The organism is Acinetobacter sp. CFCC 11171 (assembly GCF_003268405.1).
Classification (GTDB): domain Bacteria; phylum Pseudomonadota; class Gammaproteobacteria; order Pseudomonadales; family Moraxellaceae; genus Acinetobacter; species Acinetobacter amyesii.
In genome coordinates, this window is sequence record NZ_LQXP01000023.1 from 18,866 (window position 1) to 37,977 (window position 19,112).

A 19,112-nucleotide genomic window follows, 5' to 3' on the forward strand; every position below is an offset into this window, starting at 1 on the left:
TGTGATCTTAAAGAACAGCAATCGGATATGAACCCAATACACGAATTTCTTTAACCAATGGACGAATTTCTTCAATCGCTGCTTTGACATTGTCTTGTTCCACATGACCCTCTAAGTCAACGAAGAAGACATAGGCCCATTTTTCAGGCAAGGCAGGACGTGTTTCAATACTGGTCAAACTGATATTGTGTTTTGCAAATGGTGCAAGAATTTCAAGCAACGCCCCTGCACGGTCATGCGCTGAAATCAACAATGATGTTTTATCATTGCCAGATGGTGGCACTTTCTCACGACCAATCACCAAGAAACGTGTGGTGTTTTCAGGATTGTCTTCAATATTGCTATGCAAAATTTCAAGGTTATAGATGTTCGCAGCAACTTCAGAGGCAATTGCTGCAGAGTGCCATTCATTACGAATACGGCGTGCAGCTTCTGCATTTGAACTGAGTGCAACACGTTCTACACCCGGATAATGTGCATCTAACCAACCACGGCATTGCGCCAAAGTTTGTTGATGTGCATAAATCTGTTTAATGCTGTCTTTTCGTGTATTTTCAGACACAAGGAATTGGTGATGAATACGCAGTTCCACTTCACCAATAACATTGAGATGTGAAGATTTAAAGCAATCTAAAGTATGGTTCACTACCCCTTCAGATGAGTTTTCAACAGGCACTAAACCATAGTGCGCACTGCCTGCTTCTACTTCGCGGAATACTTCATCAATCGTTGGAAGAGGGCGAACAACAGCGTCTTGACCGAAATGTTTTAAAACAGCCGAATGCGTATAAGTTCCGACTGGACCTAAAAACGCAATACTTTGCGGCGCTTCCAGGGCTAAACAAGCCGACATGATCTCACGGAATAAACGTGCCATTGTCACATCAGACAATGGGCCTTCGTTACGATCCATAACTTTACGTAAAACTTGCGCCTCACGTTCAGGACGATAAAACAATGGATTCTCTTCAGCAGCAAATTTTGCTTTTGCAACTGCCTCAGCTAGTTTCGCACGACGGTTGATAAGTTGTTGAATCTGCATATCAACAGAGTCGATATCTTCACGAATTTGAGCTAAGTCCAGAGAAGTCGGAGTGTTTTGATCATCGTTGATCATTGTTATGTCGCCCTTCAAAAAAATTTTGCAAACAGTATAACAATAGTTAGCTTTCAAATGTTGCGCAATACGACTTTGATGGTTTCAGCCTTAAAAACATACAGTTGATTAAAGCTTCATCAGCTTAACTTAAGAGCTAAAACAGCCAAACTGATAGCTAAAGCCTTAATTGAGGCAAATCTTACCTTTTGACGGTTTTATTGATCATTCATCTTGAGCAGCACAATAAATAGACCTTCTCTTTTCCTCCAAATTTGCATCAGATCCATCCCCTTGTATAAGCCCATCAATCAATTTGTTTCATTGGTCATTTCAGTTTTAAATTTTGCTCTCAACACCTGAAGCAAAATAAAAAATTTCAAAACTTGGCTTACATGGCATAGAAATTATTTGAAACTTAAAGATGATCTATATAAACACTTGGTCATTGATCGTTTTTTCAGTGACTTAATAGGCACTTTCATCTAGTGTTTACAGTCATTGACGCATTTATTACAAAAGACACAGGTAATTTTTATCATTGCTTTGTAGTCTAAATATCAGAAAAAAAATAACAGACCCATAGGTACAAGTATGCACAAGAAAATTGCAGTGTTAGTGACCTACGATTTTGAAGATATTGAGTATCTTGAGCCTGTGGAGGCATTTCGAGCCGCTCGGCACAGCATTATCAATATCGAAGATCAGGTTGGAAAAATCGTTCACGGCATGAAACGCCGTTCCCAGATCACCATTGACCAGAGTATCGACGACGCCTCTGTGCATGATTTTGATGCCTTGTTTATTCCCGGCGGTTATTCCCCTGAGAAACTCTCTTTAGATGACCGTTTTATCTATTTTGTACGTAATTTTGCAGATAGCCAAAAGCCGATCTTGAGCAGTTGCCATGGTCCACAGTTGTTATTAGAAGCTGGTGTCATACAAGGTCGTCATTTCGCCCAATCTGAAACGCTGAAATCTGCTTTGTTAAACGCAGGTGTGGTGGTGTCGGATCAATCGGTCGTGAATGATAATAACCTATATATATCGTCTCGCAGTACTTTAGATACCCCTGAATTTATTGAAGTCTGTTTGCAAGTTTTGGGGCAACCGTCATTATCATAGGTTTCAATATATTCACTCAAACTCAACCGCATAATCTAATTCAAACACGCAAATCTGTAGAAATACATCGTCTCTATAGAAATACATCCTAAAAAAAAATAGCGAAGTCTTCACTTCGCTATTTTAATTTCAGCCTGATAAATTGTTTATCGACCTAAAATACTTCGTGCCACGATTTCTTTCATAATTTCATTGGTGCCACCGTAGATTTGCTGAATACGTGCATCGACAAAGAAACGTGAAATTGGATATTCGGTCATATAACCATAGCCACCAAATAATTGAAGTAGATTATGGGCCACTTTCATTTGCATATCGGTAGAAAAGCTCTTGAGTGCTGCTGCAGTTTCAACATCAAGTTTGCCTTGCATATAAAGTTCAACATTTTGATTATAAAATGCCGCTGTAGCCAATTCGTCAATCTTAGCCTGTGCCAAGACAAAACGAGTATTTTGGAACTGTCCGATCGCCTGTCCGAACGCTTGTCGCTCTTTAACATACTGCGTTGCCACATCAATGGAACCGCGAATCGCACCAATTGCAGTCGAGGCAATTGCGGTACGTTCACGCGGTAACTCTTGCATCAAGTAAGCAAAGCCTTGTCCAGCTTGACCCAAAAGTTGCTCTTTTGGCACTTTGACGTTGTCATAAAACAACTCTGAAGTGTCTTGCGCATGCAGACCAATTTTGTCGAGGTTGGTACCTTTCTTAAATCCATCCAAATGTGTATCGACTAAAAGTAATGACACACCTTTGGCACGTGCTTGTGGATCAGTTTTTGCAGCCAATACCACTAAGTCTGCATGTTGACCATTTGAGATAAAGGTTTTCGAACCATTGAGAAGATAATAATCACCCTGCAAAATTGCACTACTACGCATAGACTGCAAGTCCGAACCTGCTCCCGGCTCTGTCATACCAATAGCACCGACCACTTCACCCGTGACCATTTTCGGTAACCAATATTGTTTTTGTTCTTCTGAACCAATGTGCAAAATATAAGGCGCTGCAATTTCAGAATGGCATGAAATACCTGTCGATAATGCACTAAAACCTGCTCGCGCAGATTCTTCGACTAGCATCAGTGAATAATGCGTTGGAACGCCATAGCCGCCATATTCTTCAGGCACATCCACACATAAAAAGCCATTTTCACCCAAAGCATTCCATACTGAACGCGGCATAATGCCTTCACGTTCCCATTGCTCATAATGTGGTGCGACATGCTCTGCCATAAAACGGCGAAAGTTATCTCGAAATAATTCTAAGTCTGCATCATAAGCTAGCATGTGTTTCTTCCTTGGTTGAGTTTGTTATTTTGTTGAGCTCCATCCTATTGCAGTTTAGAACAGCCGTCATGCCTAAAAACTAAAGCGTTCAAATTTGGCTTTGGGCTTACATAAAAAAAAGGAAGCCGAAGCTTCCTTTTTAATTACATCTTTTACATCACAGCATCAGCGTTAAGCATGATGTGCATTGCCTTCTTCTTGCATCTGACGGTCAATTTCTTCAGGATTTGCTAAAGCAAAATCTAGTTTTTCTTTGTCTAATTGACCCACCCATTTCGCAACCACAATCGTTGCCAATGAGTTACCTACAAGGTTGGTTAATGCACGTGCTTCTGACATGAAGCGGTCAATACCAAGAATTAATGCCAATCCTGCAACAGGAATATGCCCCACAGCAGACAATGTTGCAGCCATCACAATAAAGCCTGAACCCGTCACACCCGCAGCACCCTTAGATGAAATGAGTAGAACCAATAACAATGTGATCTGATGCGAAATATCAAGCGGTGTATTGGTCGCTTGTGCAATAAAGATTGCTGCCATGGTTAGGTAAATAGACGTACCATCTAGGTTAAATGAATAACCTGTTGGAATAACAAGACCCACTACAGATTTTTCTGCGCCAGCAAGTTCAAGTTTTTTCAACATACGTGGCAGTACAGACTCTGAAGATGACGTACCCAGTACGATCAGTAACTCTTCGCGAATCATGCGAATCATTTTCAAAATACTGAAACCGCAAATACGTGCAATTGAGCCAAGTATAATGAAAATAAACAGCAAACATGTGATATAGAAGCAGATGATCAATTGACCCAATTGTGCCAAACTACCAATACCATATTTACCAATGGTATAAGCCATCGCACCGAAAGCACCAATTGGTGCAAGCTTCATGATCATGTTTACAATGTTAAAGAATACATGTGCAATTTGATCAATAAACTTCAATACAGGCTTACCTGCATCACCAAGTTTATGCAAAGCAAAACCAAATAATAAGGCAAATAATAGAACTTGAAGAATTTCACCCTCAGCAAACGCACCAACAACGGTGTTTGGGATGATATTCATAAAAAATTCTTGGGTAGATTGTGCTGCACCAGATTCAACATATTTAGAAATACCTGCAGTATCTAAAGATGCTGGATCGACGTTCATGCCTACACCAGGTTTTGCAATATTAATCACTGCAAGACCGATAATGAGTGCGATGGTCGAAACGATTTCGAAGTATAGTAAAGCGACCCCACCTGTTTTACCCACAGATTTCATGCTTTCCATACCTGCAATACCACTTACCACGGTACAGAAAATCACAGGTGCAATAATCATTTTAATTAGCTTAATGAAACCTTGTCCTAGTGGATAGAACAATTCACCCCAGCCTTTTACGTATTGCTCGGTACCATTGATGATTTGCGTACCACTTGGTGAGAAATGACCCACCAATACACCCGCAATAATGGCAACGATCACTTGAAAATATAGTGACTTATAAATTGGTTTTTTAGCCATGACATTACTTCACGATATATTTCTGCTTCAAAGAAATATTCAGTTTTTGTCTATTTTCAAAAAATAAACAGCCCAAAGCCCCTTTGTCTTCGACAAAAGAGCACCAAAGGTATTTGACTTAGCCAAATACAGAAAAACGAAATATGTATGGTGATTAAATAATCACATCAGGACCTGATATAGAATCAGCACATTGATCAGGAGATGAAACGCATACTAAAGTAGGTTAAATTTTACCTGTTTTTTAATGGCTTGTTCTGCCACAAATGTTAATTTCGGTTAAATAATAGACCGAGATCATTAGACTATAGTCTAAAGACTGCATTTTTTACGCTCATTATCAGGCTGAAAAATACCAACTATAGAAGTAAACTATCCTTAAGTCCTAATTTTAAGCCCAGTATTTGCATGAACAATAAACGAAATATTTACAAAGATTTTGAACATCCTTTTGCGCAATTTGTCCGTATCGTGGGTAAAGGTAAAAATGGCGCACGTTCGCTCACTTATGATGAAGCCTACCAAGCGTTCAGCATGATCTTAAAAGATGAGGTTTTGGACGTTCAATTGGGCGCTTTCTTGATGTTATTGCGTGTAAAAGAAGAGTCAGTCGATGAACTTACAGGCTTCGTCCAAGCTACACGTGATCAACTCAAGTTTAAAAAGCTAGATGTCGATTTAGATTGGTCATCTTATGCAGGTAAACGCAAACATTATCCATGGTTTTTATTAGCAGCATTAACGCTGGCAAAACACGGTTACAATGTCGTGATGCATGGCGCTTCAGGTCATACCATTAACCGCCTTTATACAGAACAAGTATTAGAGTATTTGGGTTTTCCTATTTGCCAAAATGATACAGATGTGGAACAGCAACTAATACAACGTCATTTTGCTTATATTCCGCTCGACGTCATTTCACCAATACTTAGTGATTTAATTTCACTGCGCAATGTGATGGGTTTACGTTCCCCAATTCACACCCTTGCGCGTCTGATTAACCCATTTAATGCCAAAGCCACCATGCAAGCTATTTTCCATCCAGCCTATCGTGGATCACACCAACGTGCGGCATTTCAATTGGGTTATCAAAATAGTGCTGTCATTAAGGGTGAAGGTGGTGAATTCGAACGTAACCCTGATGCAAAAACCTTAATTTGTGGTATCAAGGATGGTGAAATGTATGAACATGAATTGCCTAAACTGACGGACAACCGCAGTCCAGTCGAAGAAGAACTTGATTTGGCCGTTTTTAAAGCCGTGTGGGACGGTCAACAGGTACATGAATATGGTGAAATCGCGGTCACCGAAACCATGGGAATCGCACTATATACCATGGGCGCTGTCGCAAGTTTTGATGAAGCGATGCAAACTGCCAAAACCATGTGGGCAAATCGTCACGCTTAAATAAGCAGATATGAAGAAATAAATCTAGGCATGCATCATGCCAATAAAAAAGCCAGCATTAAGCTGGCTTTTTCAATCAGAAAGAAAACGGATTAAACAAAACGAATCGGCTTGAACTCAGGTTCTTCCACATGTGAGTCGCAATGCTCATCTTCTTCTTTGGTCCCTCGGTCGATATAACCGCTACGCTCATCTTCTGGCAAATGTTTAATTTCCCATGCATACACCGCTTGCATACAAATTTGACGTTGTTCTTGAGTCAGCGCTACACCATTTGGCCATTTACCAATTTCAATTGCCGTTTTTAATCGACCAACAATTTCAGGATCGAGTACGGCAAGCATCTGTTCAATATTCATAATTAATCCTGCTTTAATGAGTCAAAATCTTGGTTCCAGCCTAGCTTGGTACGACATGCCATATAGAAGTCATAACCAGGTGGATGTAATAAGTTGAGCTTAAATGGATGTTTGCGGATATGTAAACTATCGCCTACACCCAATGATACACTGTGTTGACCATCGGCACTGACCATTGGCAATACACGGTTTCACGAATCAAAATTTTAATTTCACTTTGTCCGCCCACGACAATCGGACGTGAAGACAAAGTATGTGGATGCATTGGCACTAAGGCAATCGCATCCATACTTGGGTGGACAATCGGACCACCACCAGATAATGCATAAGCTGTAGAGCCAGTTGGTGTCGAAACAATTAAACCATCACTGTGTTGGCGGTACACATATTGGCCATCGATATTCAGTTCAAAGTCGATCATATGTACCGATTTACCTGAATGCAGCACAATATCATTTAAAGCCACAGCATCATAAATCGACTCACCTTTCGAGCGAATTTCCATTTCCAACAAGAAACGTCGGTCTAGCTGAAACTCACCTTTAAGCACTTGATCTAACTTGAAAATCACTTCTGTCGGTTTGATATCGGTCAGGAAGCCCAAACGACCACGGTTCACCCCAATCACAGGAGTGTTGTATTTCACCAAGGCACGTGCAGCATGAAGTAATGAACCATCACCGCCGACTACGATCACCAGATCGACGACTTCACCCAATAAGTTACGGCTGACCGTCTGAGTATTGTTATAGGGTACCAGCTGCGCTGTTTGCGTATCAAATACAGGATGTAATCCCAAACTTAAAATATGATCGTGGATCAAACATAGGGTTTCGATCACTGATGATTTGTCTGGACGACCAATCAACCCAATGTTTCGAAATGATTTATGTGAAATTTGCACCTGCGCTTTTGCTCCGCTTCGCCTCATTGGTATCATATCACTAACAGAAATGATTTAAAAAAACTTTAAAGTTTCGACTTTAGTGAAGTAGCTTCCAATATTTTGCATACATATAACAGTTTAAATATTGCAAAATACTGAAAAGCTTCGCATGATTAGCAAAATTTCTCAGGGTCTTATCACTATTTATGAAGTCTGAACGTGGCATAGGCATAATTGCACTGATTTTTTCGCTGTTGATTATCGGCGGATTTCTCGTGTTCAGCATTTATCTTATTCGTCTAGATAATATTGTACGAGACAAATTCGAAGGTCAACGTTGGGACATTCCTGCCAAGGTATTTGCTCGTCCTTTAGAAATTTATACCAATGCGCCTGTAAGCCAAGCAGACCTCAACCAAGAACTGAAACTTTTGGGCTATAACGCTCAAGACAGCTATGCGAAAACGGGAAGTTACGTTACTTCTGGCAATGTGACCTATATCCATACGCGTGGTTTTGACTTTGGTGATAGTGTCGACCCTGAACAAGTCCTTAAAGTGACCTTTGGTGAAGATCAAATCACTGAAGTGAGTGCAACCAAGCCTTCAAGCAGTGGTATTGCCCGCTTAGAGCCGATGTTAATTGGTGGTATTTATCCTCAGCACAATGAAGACCGTGTGCTAATTAAACTTGATAAAGTACCTAAGCCTTTAATCCAAGCTTTAATTGCTACAGAAGACCGTAATTTCTATCAGCATCATGGTATTTCCATTCGTGGTACAGCACGTGCCATCGTAAGTAATGTCACTGGTGGTAAACGTCAAGGTGGTTCGACCCTCACTCAGCAATTGGTGAAAAATTTCTATTTATCGCCTGAAAAAACCATTAAGCGTAAGGCCAATGAAGCCTTAATGGCGATGCTGATTGAACTTCACTATGACAAAGATGAAATTCTTGAAGCTTATTTAAATGAAGTGAACTTAGGGCAAAATGGTAATTATTCAATCAATGGTTATGGTTTAGCCTCACAATTCTATTTTGGTTTACCCCTACGTGAACTAAATATTGCTCAGCAGGCTTATTTAGTTGGTTTGGTTCAAGGTCCAACCCTATTTAATCCGTGGAAAAATCCTGAAGGTGCGATTAAACGCCGTAATATTGTGTTAAACAATATGGTGGTGATGGGCTATTTAACTCAGGAACAATATGAAACTGAGTCAGCACGTCCATTAAATGTCATTACAAAACCAACATTGGGCCCTTCTCGGTTCCCAGACTATATGGATATTGTGCGTCGTCAACTGCGTACTGAATACCAAGAAAGCGATTTGACCAATCAAGGTCTGCGTATTTTCACTGCGATGGACCCGATTGCTCAAACTCGTGTACAAACTGCATTTAAAGAATCTGTGGCACGTTTAAGTAATGCCAATCCAGCACGCTTGAAAGAATTACAAGGCGCGGTACTGGTGTCTCATCCTGAAAATGGTGAATTGGTTTCAGCAGTCGGTTCAACGCAGGACTTTACTGGCTTTAACCGTACGATGGATGCTAAACGTCAAGTTGGTTCATTGCTAAAACCTGTGATTTACCTCAGTGCGATAGAATCCAACCGCTATAACTGGGCGAGTCAAATCGAAGACAGCCCTATCAGCATTCAAAGTGATGGCAAAGCTTGGACACCGAAAAACTATAGTGGTGGTGCACATGGTGTCGTACCAATGGTCGATGCCCTATCAAACTCTTATAACCTCTCTGCGGTACGCTTAGGTCAAGAGTTCGGTATGTCGACTTTTATTAACCATCTGAAAAAGTTTGGTGTGACTTCTAATATTCCAAACTACCCTTCGATTTATCTCGGTGCTATCGATATGTCACCGATGGAAGTGATGAGTGTCTATGGCAACTTTGCAACCGGTGGCTTCAAATATCCAGTGAAAGCTATTCGTTCAGTAGTCGATGCCAATGGTCGTTTATTAGATCGTTATAGCTTAACGGTACAACCGACTATTGCACCTGATGCAGCCTTTATCTTGAACTATGGTTTACAACAAGTCATGAGTTCAGGGACAGGCCGTTCTGCTTATGCATCATTACCAGCTTCACTTAAACTTGCAGGTAAATCAGGGACAACCAATGATACGCGTGACTCATGGTTTGCAGGTTATTCAGGTAATTACTTAAGTGTGGTTTGGTTAGGTTTAGACAACAACAAAGTTACAGGCTTAACTGGCTCGTCAGGAGCACTTCCGGTTTGGACCAATGTCATGAAGCAGTTACGTCAAAAACCAGTTAATTTACGTCAACCAGACAGCGTACAGTGGCATTGGTTAGACCGTTATTCAGGTAATTTATCTGCGCAGCATTGTACAGGTGCGATGTATATTCCTCTTTCGCGCAACTCCATTCCAAATCAAGCTACGGCATGTGGTTCGACACAATATGAAGTAGAACCTTACACAGTTGATACTGAAGAGACGCAGCCAACTCAGGAGCAAAATGATAGTTTAGGTGACTACATTCGTGAAAGTGATGCCGATAATGATCAGGGTTCACCTGATCAACCTCGCATCATCTCAAGTGGAGAGTATTCAAATTAAACTGCACAACATTAAAGTTTTAAAAACGTTCAGTATTCTGAGCGTTTTGACGATCATTTTGGCAGGTTGCCAAACCATGATCGAACCTGAGCAAAAGCCGCCTGCCGCACCTGAAAAAAAGGCAGACATCCATGACCCTTCTGGGGTCATTATTACGCCATATGACCATCCAGAAATTAAACGTCAACGTATCGTTATTCCTGAGCAGAAAACCCAAATTCAAAAGTTTGATGATGGTCGCGACTTACCTGCATTCAAAAAATTGATGCAAACTACGCAAACCGCTTATGCCAATGGAAAATGGAATGAAGCTGAAAGTGCGGCAACTCAAGCACAGCGTTTGGCACCGCAATCTGCGGAAACTTTTTTATATTTGGCAATGATCGCCAATCGAAAAAATCAACCTGCGAATGCAGAATCGTTGGCACTGCGTGGATTAAGCTATGCTCAAACCAAGCCGATGAAACAACAGCTTTGGAATGTTGTTTTAAAAGCTGGTCAAATGCAAAAGAAAAGCAGCACCATTCAAAAAGCCCAACAAGCCCAACAAGCCCAACAAGCCCAACAAGCCCAACAAGCCATCAAAGCTCTTTAAGCACCCATAAAAAAGCCTGTTCTTAATTGAGATCAGGCTTTTTCATTTAAAACATACTAAAAGTAAGTTTATTTCTCATAGTTATTATTAAATAATGTTACGCAGTAACATCAGAAGGATAATTTGATCTAAATAAAAGTACGATACACGGTAACGTCATCTGCAAGCGTTTGAGACAAGACTACATCTATTTAAAAATGTTTTTGCGATACTTTGGATAAATTGACGCTAGTGAACGAGTTTTGTCAGTGAGGTGCATTGCACCGCAAGATGGTTTCCTTGTGAAGCACGCTTCTCATTTTGCCTAATGAGAAGCATCGTTTCGTAAGAGTACCTCCAGCCTAAGGCTAATCCCTTTACTCAATCTCTAGATTTAAGACTCCGTCGTATCGGTTTAAAAATCATTTAAAAAATGCGTAATTATTTTTACGGGCGTAACATCAGTAAATAGCTTACAAATAGTAAGTCTATTTCTAACCAACCTTCACTGAATTTTACATAACGACTTTCAAATACGACTTTAATTCAATATACACATTCTAGTTTCTAAAAACTGCGAATACCTGCCACCCCATAAGCATGATGCTGCTGTGCAATAGGTAGCAATTCAGGACGCATGCCACCTAAAGCAAAAACAGGGATTTCTATGCCTCGTGCAATCTCAGAAAAATGCGCCCATCCCATACCTTGCGCCTCTGGATGACTTTGTGTCGCCAGAACTGGGCTCATAAAAATAGCCTCACAGCCAATTTTTTGCGCATGCAGCGCAGAAACTTGATCATGACAAGCGGCGATATAGCGCTTCCCAAGCTGTAAATCACCTTTATTTTTTTTCAGCAATTGGTGCTGCTTAAGATGTAAAGCCGAAATAAGTGCTTGCACCTCTGTAGAGAGTAATGACCATAGATCTTCATTAATTATCAATTGCTTTAAAATCACGGTAGGTAATTGATTTAATGCCTCTGCATTTTCTGCGCTGGCATCGACTCGCCAATAATACAACAGCGTCTCTTGAAGCGTTTCAAATGTTGGTAGATCGGCGGTGATTTTGATCTGTTGCTGCCAATATAAACGTTGCAAAATAGCTTGATTGGCCTTTGGAAAATTCAAACTCATGAGTTGTTGACGCGAATACCAGGCCCATGGCTTTTGGATTTCATTCAGCAACGCATGCGGGACGGTGGCATGAAATAAATGTAATTTCACAATAACATCATCGTATTCATGTTGAATAAAATCAAAAGCATGCCAGTCATGTAAACCAATTCCAACCTCTTCAAAAATTTCACGACGACAAGCCTGTTCAGGACTTTCACCCTGCTCGACTTTACCGCCCGGAAACTCATGTTTATTGCCCTGATGTTGTTTTGCTTCACGCCAACCCACCAGTACTTTGTCTTGATGCAATAAAATCGCAATGGCGACATCGATTTGCGGTTTCGACATAGTTCCCTGCTCTCTACTCTGTTCCAATTGATATCCAAGTGTAAGCAAATTTATCTTTTTTATAAAATCCTAAAATTACCGTTGACAGGCCTATTCGATAATGATTATCATTTAAACCATTCAGAAATACACCACGGAGTCGACGGAATGAACGCACCATTTAGCCTTTTTACTCGTAGCAATGAAGCACACCACTCACTGCCAATGCTACATTCAAACAACCTTTTTGCTTTAGGACGTGAAATTCGCATTATGCATGCAGGTGAAGAATATCGACTACGTTTAACACGAAATAATCGCCTTATTTTGACCAAATAATTTCTGATAAAAATAATAATTATCAGCGCAATAAAAATAATCGTGGACACAAGCAGTAAGCCATTCGCTTACTGCTTTTTAAGTTTTGTACTTAGTTAAATTAAGCTTTATAGCTACTCAAATTTAATTTAAATCGCAACACTCATCTTCCTCTCACAACACTCTTTCGCTAAATTCCTTAGAGCAAATCGTGTTTTTAACGGATTGGAAAAGTGAGTTGTACCTTTAAGCCACCCAGTTCAGATGCATCCACATTTAAATGGCCTTGATGTAACTGTACAATTTTTTGGGCAATTGAAATACCTAAACCTGAACCTTGCGTCTTCGTTCCCAATACACGGTAAAATCGCTCGCCAATGCGTTGCAATTCTGCGACTGTCAGTCCCGCACCTTGATTTTCAATCGTCCAAACCGCCTGCTGTGCTGTTACCGTTAAATCAATCTTGACCTGTCCTTGCGTAGGACTATAGCGAATAGCGTTATCGACTAAATTGCGTAGACAGCTAAACATCAACTCTGCGTTCATCTCAAACTGTACAGACTGGGTCTGTAGCTTCAATTCGATCTGCTTTTCTTCAATAAAAGGCTGTAAAGCGTCAAGGACTTGTAAACTCAGCTGTTCTAAGTCGTCTTGTTTTTTATCTAATTGCTCCGATTGCGTCGGGTCGAGCCGTGCCAAAATTAGTAGATTTTCCAACACGCGTGTTCCTCGATTAACATCGTGCTGTATGCTCAATAAATCCTGCTGAATGTCGGGATATTTTCGTTTTAATACCTGAAGTCGCATTTGAATCGCAGACAGCGGTGAGCGTAATTCATGTGAGGCATCGGAGGTAAAGCGTTGTTCCGCCTCCAAGGCTTGATCTAATCGGTTTAATAAAAAATTCAGCTGTGTTTGGATCGGCTCTAGTTCTTGCAATACAGGTTCAGGTAAAACAATGGCTTGTAAGTCATCTACATTTTTTTCAGCGATTTGTTTTGAAAAAAGCTGTAAAACTTTCAATTGACGTTTAATCAAAATATGCAGTAATAGCCATTGGATCAACCAGACAATCAATAGAATCCCTGCATAGCCTAGTACGCTTTGCAGCGTTTCCCTCAGCCGTGTTTTCATCGGTTGAATGATTTGTACGCTTAATCCATCGTCCTGAAGTGCATAGCTACGCCAAAGCGCGCCTTCTCTCCATTGATAATGCAACCCTTGTTTTAAATTGGGCTGATGTTCAAATGCTGTGTGTTGTTCCGATGTGGTTAAGACTTGCGACCCTTGCATGAGTTGATATTGCATATCAAACTCTTCACTTAGTTCATCTATTTGTTCGTCTTGCTTCAGCGTTAGATCAGTAGCAGTAAGCATATCTGCCACTTCGTCCATCAGGGCATCGTGTACATTCATGATGTGATACAAACCAAATCCCAACATCAGACACAGAGAGATTGCTCCCGCCCAAATTGCACTGAGCAGTGAGGTTTTAATCAGTTGCGACTGTAAGGAAATACTTTTTTTATCACTCATAAACTTAACTTTGTTGAGGAAGATTCATGCGATAACCCAAGCCCCTTAAGGTTTTAATGTAATCACTGCCAATCTTCTTACGCAATTGGTAAATAAAAACTTCGATCGCATTACTTTCAACTTCATCGCCCCAAGCATAGAGTGATTCTTCGAGTTGGCTACGCGTCATAATATGCTCAGGATTTAACAACATCTTATGCAAGACTTGATATTCACGCGATGTCAGCGTAATCAATTCCGCATTTTTACGCAGCGTTTTGGCATGTACATCTAAACATAAATCACCAAAAGTCAAACAATTATCACGCTGTTGATGATGCAAGCGTAATTGGGCACGCACCCTTGCTGACAACTCTTCCAAGCTAAAGGGTTTCACCAAATAATCATGGGCTCCCAGATCTAAACCTTCAACACGATCTGCAATACTGTCCCGAGCAGTAATGAATAAAACTGGTGTAAGCGGATGCAACTGTACGATACGTTTTAAAATTTCATCACCAGTTACTTTTGGTAAGCCACGATCTAAAAGTATGCATTCATATTGATGTTGTTCTAAAGCCAAAATAGCGTGATCGCCTCGCTCAACCCAATCGACACTATAGCCATCCATTTCAAGCCATGTTTTTATACTGTCTGCTTGGGATGTATCATCTTCTGCCAATAAAATTCGCATCTTACCTACCCTATTTCTATGGTTCCGACTTCAGTGTATCGAACTTTTGCTCATATCTACTCATAACATAAAAAAACCACAGCAAGCCGTGGTTTTTTATAGTGCAGCACTGTATTGAATGACAGGCTAAATTAAAATTTTACTTGATCGACATCAACTTCAACGCGTTTCGTCGGTTTGTAATCAATGTCGATTTCACCAATGAGCGTTACTGGTGTTTTAGCTGAAATCGCTTTGCCTTGCCAAAGTTCATCATCAATATCCACTGTAATGCTGCCTGTGCTATCGCGGAACTGATATTTTTCATCGCCCATCGATTTCACAACATAACCTTTCAATTGAACTTTACTATCATCTTTTAAGCCTAAGGCATGTTTCACTGATGTGGTTTTCATCGGCGCAACTGCTGTTTGATTGACTGCTGTATTCGCAACTGCCACTGATGCCACACCTGCAAATGCTAAACCACATACCAATTGAGTGAATGTTGTCATCTTCGGTCTCTCTTACTTTGTCTATTTCGATAGCGCTATTTAAACAAAGCAAGATGAGTCGAATCTTAAGCTGCAAAGACGTTTTTATTTATTTGATCAAACCATTAGTTGAGCGGTACGACACGCAGGACTTCCTCTAAAGTCGTCACCCCTGCAAGTACTTTACGCGCACCTGCAATTCGTAATGGCTCGACATGCTCTTTACGTGCCTGTGTACGTAGTTGGGTTAGATCTGCATTAGCACCAATCAATTGCTTGGTTTCAATACTGAGTGGCATAAATTCATAAATTCCCACACGGCCTTTATAACCCGTTTGACGGCATTCATCACAGCCCACCGCCTCGTAGACGAAATCAGGCATTTGAATCGTGTAATCAAAGGTCAGATGTTTCCACTCTTGTTCATTGATAAAAGTCTCACGCTTACAATGTGGACACAGTTGACGAACTAGACGTTGTGCCAAAACCCCTAAAATAGTCGCTGCCGTTAAAAAAGACTGAATACCCAAATCATGTAATCGCGTCAAACTCGATGGTGCATCATTGGTATGTAAAGTTGAAAGCACCAAATGACCTGTTAATGCAGCTTGGATTGCCATATTTGCCGTATCATGATCTCGGATCTCCCCGACCATGATAATGTCAGGGTCTTGACGCATTAAAGCCCGTACACCATCGGCAAAGCCCAGATCAATCCCTGTATTCACCTGCATTTGGTTAAAACTGGGCTCTAACATCTCAATCGGGTCTTCAATGGTGCAGACATTCACTTCTTCGGTTGCCAATTGTTTGAGTGATGAATAAAGCGTGGTGGTTTTACCCGAACCCGTCGGACCGGTCACTAAAATAATACCGTGACTATGACTGGTTAAGGCCTTCCAATCATCTAACAGACGCCCTTCAAAACCGAGTTGTTGGAAACTACGTACCAAGACTTCAGGGTCAAAAATACGCATAACCAACTTTTCACCAAAGGCTGTTGGCAACGTCGATAAACGTAGCTCTGTTTCTTGGCCTTTGGGTGTACGGGTTTTTAAACGTCCATCTTGCGGCTTACGTTTTTCAGCCACATTCATCCGACCTAAGATCTTAATTCGTGAAACCACCGCTGTCAGCGTATTTGCTGGCATGTTGTAGATGGTATGCAATACCCCATCGATACGAAAACGCACCTTTCCTGTATCTTTACGCGGTTCGAGGTGAATATCACTTGCACCTTGTTCGAAGGCAAACTGTAAGACCCAATCCACAAGCTTCACAATATGCTGATCATTGGCATCTGGATTTTGTGTATCACCTAATTGTAATAGTGCTTCAACGCCTTTATTTTCACGGTCATAACTCGATGATTTTTGCGAATTACTGACTGCGCGACTCACTTGGTAATATTCAACCAAGTAGCGCTGTAGTTGATCTGGACTGAGTAATACACGTTGAATCTTGCGTGGTAATACCGTTCTTTCTAAGTTGGCAATCCATTCATTTTTATAAGGTTGATCCGTTGCAATCAGTACATGCTCATTTTGCAATTCCACCGCTAAAATGCGATTTCGTACTGCAAATTCCTGAGACATAATGGCTGTCAAAGCAGGCACATCAGCTTTTAGAGGATCGATAATATAAAACGGTACTCCAGACTTTTCTGCCAACCATTGGCAAAGTCTATTCAATGTTAAGGTAGACTGCGGATGACTCTGATCGACTAAATTAAAATTGGCAATCCATTGTAGAGGATGCCATTTCAACTGCTCACGCTGACGGTGCGTGGTTTGTATCAGTATTTTGTCCCGTTCAGTAATACGTCCATCTTTTTGTAATTGGTCTAAACACCAAGAAGTGTCAATTTCAAAATTAAAAGTCATTGTTCTATGTTCCCCAAACATAAAACCACTATAGCAAAAAATTCTAAAGGCACGCTTGTGTCATTTGTGTTTTGCACATAGGTTTTCTGAAAGCATACTATTTTTGTTATTAATGAAAACATTCATAAATTTAAGCTATAATAAAGTTGCCTATCAGGGCTTTATAATTACGATATAAGAAGATTTATGATGAAAATAAAAATATTAGCAATTTGTACCATGACTATTCTTAGCTTAACTGCCTGCGGCGGTGGCGGTGGAAACTCAACCTCTAATAATGACTCCAGCGAAAATCCAACGATACCAAATGCTGCTTTCCAACAGTGGTCAACTTTTGAACTCGACAGTGAAAGTGATGTGCTGTCATACGAAAGTGATACTGCAACTATCGATAATGGTAAACTATATACTTCAGAAAGTAGCGATTCATTTATGGTCACAGCGAATGGCTTGTATGATGAAGGATCTCTACACAGTTCGTATGGCTATCTGAATGGCAATATATCCATTGCAAATAATGTGTGGACTCTAAGTCCTCATTCCTCTATTAATTCATCAGGTCTAAAAATTACGACAACAATGAAATCTTTCAATCTTGAAGGTGAAATCCTAGCATCTCAGGTTGATGCCTATAATTATTGGATCATAAAAAATAATATTACTGATTCAAGCAACTATATTTCTAACGATGCTCTCAAATACTTAACAGCTATTTCAAATGTTAAGTTTCCCGCTGGTTCTCGTTGTTTACAATTAAATAAAGTATCAAATAGCGAACAGTATTTAGATTTAACAGATTCCTCAGATAGTTACAGTCAAAATTTTTTAGCTGACTGGTGGACTGATCTTAGTACAGATATTACTGCGAAAAAATACATCATGAAAGATACTGTAGCCTATACCTTAGCTGATGATGAGAGTGAATATGGTGTAGCTCAATATAAAAATCGTTTCTATGACGCTTACCTATTTCCTAAAGGAGTGGAATACAATATGCAGGATTTAATTAAGATTATTGATAATTGGATAAATACTTCAACAAATCCTACTCAAAAAACTCAATTTTTAGAGTTTAAACAATTAGCTGAGAACTCTTGCAGCATGTATAACGATGTTGCTCTTAACGCAATCAAACAAAGTTTTGCAGCAAATAAATAATTTACACATTTAATAAAAAAGGAGCTGAAAGCTCCTTTTTTTATTGAGATATTTCAACTATCAAAACATATTGTTTACAGACCTGAAATTTTACATTCAATCCACCAAATAACATGCCATACACACGTTCATCATTATGCTGATAAGCAGGACGTGGATCTAAACTCAATACTTGTTCCAGTTCTGCTGTTAATTGTTCGGTTAAATTGCCATTATTCAAAAATACCTGTTTTTGTTGCTCAGCGTGCTCTGACCAAATCACAGATTTTCTTTCTGGCTCATCCTGCGCATAACCGCTTTGCGCATCCATCACTGCATCTGAATATTGAATATACGGTTTGATATCTAAAATTGGTGTTCCATCCAACAAATCACTGCCGACCACATAGACACGTACCGATTTACCGACTTTTTTCACCGCTTTGAGCTGCACAACCGACAAGCCCATAGGTGACGGCCGGTACATACTTCGTGTCGCAAATACCCCGATTTTTTGATTACCACCTAAACGCGGAGGACGAACTTGCGGACGAAATTTTGTCGAATCTGCATTTTTATTTTCATGAAACTGCCAAATCAGCCAAAGATGACTAAAATCATTAATCCCTTCGAAAGCCAATAAATCGTTATAAGGTTCCACCATTTCAATATAAGATTCGACTTGCACCAAATTCGGCTGACGTGGAATACCAAATTTTTCTCGGTAGGGAGATTTCATATACCCGATAATTGGCATTTTAAGCTCAGACATAATCACTTTTTCTGATAAG

The 19,112-nt window shown here is 40.2% G+C and carries 16 protein-coding genes and 1 pseudogene; 6 read left to right on the plus strand and 11 right to left on the minus strand.

Going from position 1 to position 19,112, the window contains the following annotated elements; genetic code table 11:
• Positions 1 to 7: 7 nt before the first annotated feature.
• A complete protein-coding gene (gene pheA, locus AVJ20_RS11635; RefSeq protein WP_111885329.1) occupies positions 8 to 1,117 on the minus strand; it encodes a prephenate dehydratase in 1,110 nt (369 codons plus the stop codon).
• A gap of 573 nt (positions 1,118 to 1,690) precedes the next feature.
• On the opposite strand from pheA, the gene AVJ20_RS11640 reads away from it, so the two are divergent.
• Positions 1,691 to 2,221 carry a DJ-1/PfpI family protein gene (locus AVJ20_RS11640; RefSeq protein ID WP_111885330.1) on the plus strand — a complete coding sequence of 177 codons (531 nt, stop codon included), beginning with the start codon at positions 1,691 to 1,693 and terminating at the stop codon, positions 2,219 to 2,221.
• A 146-nt stretch (positions 2,222 to 2,367) separates the two neighbouring features.
• Here the strand turns inward: AVJ20_RS11640 and AVJ20_RS11645 are convergent, their stop codons facing one another.
• Positions 2,368 to 3,510 (minus strand): acyl-CoA dehydrogenase family protein, encoded by a 1,143-nt coding sequence (locus tag AVJ20_RS11645; protein WP_111885331.1) that lies wholly within the window; start codon positions 3,508 to 3,510, stop codon positions 2,368 to 2,370.
• A 171-nt stretch (positions 3,511 to 3,681) separates the two neighbouring features.
• A complete protein-coding gene (locus tag AVJ20_RS11650) occupies positions 3,682 to 5,028 on the minus strand; it encodes a dicarboxylate/amino acid:cation symporter (protein WP_078194416.1) in 1,347 nt (448 codons plus the stop codon).
• Positions 5,029 to 5,436: 408 nt separating this feature from the next.
• On the opposite strand from AVJ20_RS11650, the gene AVJ20_RS11655 reads away from it, so the two are divergent.
• The gene (locus AVJ20_RS11655) at positions 5,437 to 6,435 is read left to right on the plus strand and encodes a glycosyl transferase family protein (RefSeq protein ID WP_111885332.1); all 999 of its coding nucleotides are present in this window, start codon (positions 5,437 to 5,439) and stop codon (positions 6,433 to 6,435) included.
• Positions 6,436 to 6,527: 92 nt separating this feature from the next.
• Here AVJ20_RS11655 and AVJ20_RS11660 read toward each other — a convergent pair whose 3' ends face one another.
• Positions 6,528 to 6,794, minus strand: a complete 267-nt coding sequence (locus tag AVJ20_RS11660; RefSeq protein ID WP_078189099.1) for a YeaC family protein — start codon at positions 6,792 to 6,794, stop codon at positions 6,528 to 6,530.
• Positions 6,795 to 6,796: 2 nt separating this feature from the next.
• Positions 6,797 to 7,734, minus strand: a pseudogene (locus AVJ20_RS11665) (NAD(+) kinase).
• Positions 7,735 to 7,886: 152 nt separating this feature from the next.
• Between AVJ20_RS11665 and mrcB the strand changes: the two are divergent.
• Entirely contained in the window at positions 7,887 to 10,280 is a 2,394-nt protein-coding gene (mrcB, locus tag AVJ20_RS11670) for a penicillin-binding protein 1B (protein WP_111885333.1), read from the plus strand.
• A 76-nt stretch (positions 10,281 to 10,356) separates the two neighbouring features.
• Complete coding sequence (locus AVJ20_RS11675; protein WP_111885359.1) at positions 10,357 to 10,875, plus strand: tetratricopeptide repeat protein; 519 nt, start codon at positions 10,357 to 10,359, stop codon at positions 10,873 to 10,875.
• Between the two features lie 546 nt (positions 10,876 to 11,421).
• Here AVJ20_RS11675 and AVJ20_RS11680 read toward each other — a convergent pair.
• Positions 11,422 to 12,321: an NUDIX domain-containing protein gene (locus AVJ20_RS11680; RefSeq protein WP_111885334.1), complete on the minus strand. Its 900-nt coding sequence runs from the start codon at positions 12,319 to 12,321 to the stop codon at positions 11,422 to 11,424.
• Between the two features lie 147 nt (positions 12,322 to 12,468).
• Here AVJ20_RS11680 and hemP point away from each other — a divergent pair, with 147 nt between their 5' ends.
• Positions 12,469 to 12,639, plus strand: coding sequence for a hemin uptake protein HemP (hemP, locus tag AVJ20_RS11685; protein ID WP_078189103.1), 171 nt, complete (start codon positions 12,469 to 12,471; stop codon positions 12,637 to 12,639).
• Between the two features lie 196 nt (positions 12,640 to 12,835).
• Here hemP and AVJ20_RS11690 read toward each other — a convergent pair whose 3' ends face one another.
• The 4 genes from AVJ20_RS11690 to AVJ20_RS11705 form a co-directional block, all read right to left on the minus strand.
• On the minus strand, positions 12,836 to 14,155 hold the full coding sequence (locus AVJ20_RS11690; protein WP_111885335.1) for a sensor histidine kinase: 1,320 nt from the start codon (positions 14,153 to 14,155) through the stop codon (positions 12,836 to 12,838).
• Positions 14,156 to 14,159: 4 nt separating this feature from the next.
• Positions 14,160 to 14,828 carry a response regulator transcription factor gene (locus tag AVJ20_RS11695; RefSeq protein WP_111885336.1) on the minus strand — a complete coding sequence of 223 codons (669 nt, stop codon included), beginning with the start codon at positions 14,826 to 14,828 and terminating at the stop codon, positions 14,160 to 14,162.
• A gap of 131 nt (positions 14,829 to 14,959) precedes the next feature.
• A complete protein-coding gene (locus tag AVJ20_RS11700; RefSeq protein ID WP_111885337.1) occupies positions 14,960 to 15,322 on the minus strand; it encodes a NirD/YgiW/YdeI family stress tolerance protein in 363 nt (120 codons plus the stop codon).
• A 104-nt stretch (positions 15,323 to 15,426) separates the two neighbouring features.
• Entirely contained in the window at positions 15,427 to 17,184 is a 1,758-nt protein-coding gene (locus AVJ20_RS11705) for a GspE/PulE family protein (protein WP_111885338.1), read from the minus strand.
• 186 nt (positions 17,185 to 17,370) lie between these two features.
• Here AVJ20_RS11705 and AVJ20_RS11710 point away from each other — a divergent pair, with 186 nt between their 5' ends.
• Complete coding sequence (locus tag AVJ20_RS11710; RefSeq protein WP_162689764.1) at positions 17,371 to 18,342, plus strand: hypothetical protein; 972 nt, start codon at positions 17,371 to 17,373, stop codon at positions 18,340 to 18,342.
• A 40-nt stretch (positions 18,343 to 18,382) separates the two neighbouring features.
• Here the strand turns inward: AVJ20_RS11710 and tsaA are convergent, their stop codons facing one another.
• The gene (gene tsaA, locus AVJ20_RS11715) at positions 18,383 to 19,093 is read right to left on the minus strand and encodes a tRNA (N6-threonylcarbamoyladenosine(37)-N6)-methyltransferase TrmO (protein ID WP_111885340.1); all 711 of its coding nucleotides are present in this window, start codon (positions 19,091 to 19,093) and stop codon (positions 18,383 to 18,385) included.
• Between the last annotated feature and the right edge of the window lie 19 nt (positions 19,094 to 19,112).

What these genes read in the sequence shown, in the direction of transcription:
- tsaA (WP_111885340.1), bottom strand. Translation starts at nt 19,093, where the DNA reads ATGTCTGAGCTTAAAATGCCAATTATCGGGTATATGAAATCTCCCTAC.
- AVJ20_RS11705 (WP_111885338.1), bottom strand. Translation starts at nt 17,184, where the DNA reads ATGACTTTTAATTTTGAAATTGACACTTCTTGGTGTTTAGACCAATTA.
- AVJ20_RS11645 (WP_111885331.1), bottom strand. Translation starts at nt 3,510, where the DNA reads ATGCTAGCTTATGATGCAGACTTAGAATTATTTCGAGATAACTTTCGC.
- hemP (WP_078189103.1), top strand. Translation starts at nt 12,469, where the DNA reads ATGAACGCACCATTTAGCCTTTTTACTCGTAGCAATGAAGCACACCAC.
- AVJ20_RS11710 (WP_162689764.1), top strand. Translation starts at nt 17,371, where the DNA reads ATGATGAAAATAAAAATATTAGCAATTTGTACCATGACTATTCTTAGC.
- AVJ20_RS11700 (WP_111885337.1), bottom strand. Translation starts at nt 15,322, where the DNA reads ATGACAACATTCACTCAATTGGTATGTGGTTTAGCATTTGCAGGTGTG.
- AVJ20_RS11695 (WP_111885336.1), bottom strand. Translation starts at nt 14,828, where the DNA reads ATGCGAATTTTATTGGCAGAAGATGATACATCCCAAGCAGACAGTATA.
- mrcB (WP_111885333.1), top strand. Translation starts at nt 7,887, where the DNA reads ATGAAGTCTGAACGTGGCATAGGCATAATTGCACTGATTTTTTCGCTG.
- AVJ20_RS11680 (WP_111885334.1), bottom strand. Translation starts at nt 12,321, where the DNA reads ATGTCGAAACCGCAAATCGATGTCGCCATTGCGATTTTATTGCATCAA.
- pheA (WP_111885329.1), bottom strand. Translation starts at nt 1,117, where the DNA reads ATGATCAACGATGATCAAAACACTCCGACTTCTCTGGACTTAGCTCAA.
- AVJ20_RS11650 (WP_078194416.1), bottom strand. Translation starts at nt 5,028, where the DNA reads ATGGCTAAAAAACCAATTTATAAGTCACTATATTTTCAAGTGATCGTT.
- AVJ20_RS11675 (WP_111885359.1), top strand. Translation starts at nt 10,357, where the DNA reads ATGATCGAACCTGAGCAAAAGCCGCCTGCCGCACCTGAAAAAAAGGCA.
- AVJ20_RS11690 (WP_111885335.1), bottom strand. Translation starts at nt 14,155, where the DNA reads ATGAGTGATAAAAAAAGTATTTCCTTACAGTCGCAACTGATTAAAACC.
- AVJ20_RS11655 (WP_111885332.1), top strand. Translation starts at nt 5,437, where the DNA reads ATGAACAATAAACGAAATATTTACAAAGATTTTGAACATCCTTTTGCG.
- AVJ20_RS11660 (WP_078189099.1), bottom strand. Translation starts at nt 6,794, where the DNA reads ATGAATATTGAACAGATGCTTGCCGTACTCGATCCTGAAATTGTTGGT.
- AVJ20_RS11640 (WP_111885330.1), top strand. Translation starts at nt 1,691, where the DNA reads ATGCACAAGAAAATTGCAGTGTTAGTGACCTACGATTTTGAAGATATT.